Origin of the sequence: Streptomyces musisoli (assembly GCF_016741855.1) — a bacterium.
Classification (GTDB): Bacteria; Actinomycetota; Actinomycetes; order Streptomycetales; family Streptomycetaceae; genus Streptomyces; species Streptomyces musisoli.
In genome coordinates this window covers 1-988 of the sequence record NZ_JAERRH010000095.1, presented here as the reverse complement: position 1 = coordinate 988, position 988 = coordinate 1, and the positions used below count along the sequence as shown (strand labels likewise).

Annotated in this window: 1 protein-coding gene; it reads right to left on the bottom strand. The window is 67.4% G+C overall.

The features are described 5' to 3' along the window. On the bottom strand, positions 1-988 hold a 988-nt coding region (gene ilvC / locus JK361_RS40600; protein WP_236054682.1), incomplete at both ends, for a ketol-acid reductoisomerase.

Sequence of the window (988 nt, the reverse complement as noted above, 5' to 3'; positions counted from 1 at the left end):
TCGTCGACCCAGCTCATCAGCTTGCGCAGCTGCTTGCCGGTGGTCTCCAGCAGGTGCTCGGAGTCCTGCTGCTTGTACTCGTTGTACTTCTTCAGGCCGCCGTGGTACTCGTCCATCCAGTTCCTGGCGAACGTGCCGTCCTGGATCTCGGCGAGGACCTGCTTCATCTCGGCCTTGGTGGCGTCCGTGATGATCCGCGGACCGGTGACGTAGTCGCCCCACTCGGCGGTCTCGGAGACGGACCAGCGCATCTTCTCCAGACCGCCCTCGTACATGAGGTCGACGATCAGCTTCAGCTCGTGCAGGCACTCGAAGTAGGCGATCTCCGGCTGGTAGCCGGCCTCCACCAGGGTCTCGAAGCCCGCCTTGACCAGGGCCGCGGTGCCACCGCACAGCACGGCCTGCTCACCGAAGAGGTCCGTCTCGGTCTCCTCGGTGAACGTGGTCTTGATGACACCGGCCCGGGTGCCGCCGATGCCCTTGGCGTACGACAGGGCCAGCGCGAAGGCGTTGCCGGAGGCGTCCTGCTCCACCGCCGCGATGCACGGAACACCACGGCCCTCCTCGTACTGGCGGCGCACCAGGTGACCCGGGCCCTTCGGGGCGACCATGCAGACGTCCACACCGGCCGGGGGCTTGATGAAGCCGTAGCGGATGTTCAGGCCGTGACCGAAGAACAGCGCGTCGCCGTCCTGGAGGTTGTCCTTGACGGACTCCTCGTAGACCTGGGCCTGGATCGGGTCCGGGACCAGGATCATGATGACGTCGGCCTCGGCGGCCGCCTCGGCCGGCGTCACCACACGCAGGCCCTGCTCCTCGGCCTTCGCCTTGGACCTGGAGCCCTCGTGCAGACCGACACGGACGTCGACACCCGAGTCACGCAGCGACAGCGCGTGGGCGTGGCCCTGGCTGCCGTAGCCGATGACCGCGACCTTGCGGCCCTGGATGATGGACAGGTCGGCGTCGGCGTCGTAGAACAGCTCGGCCA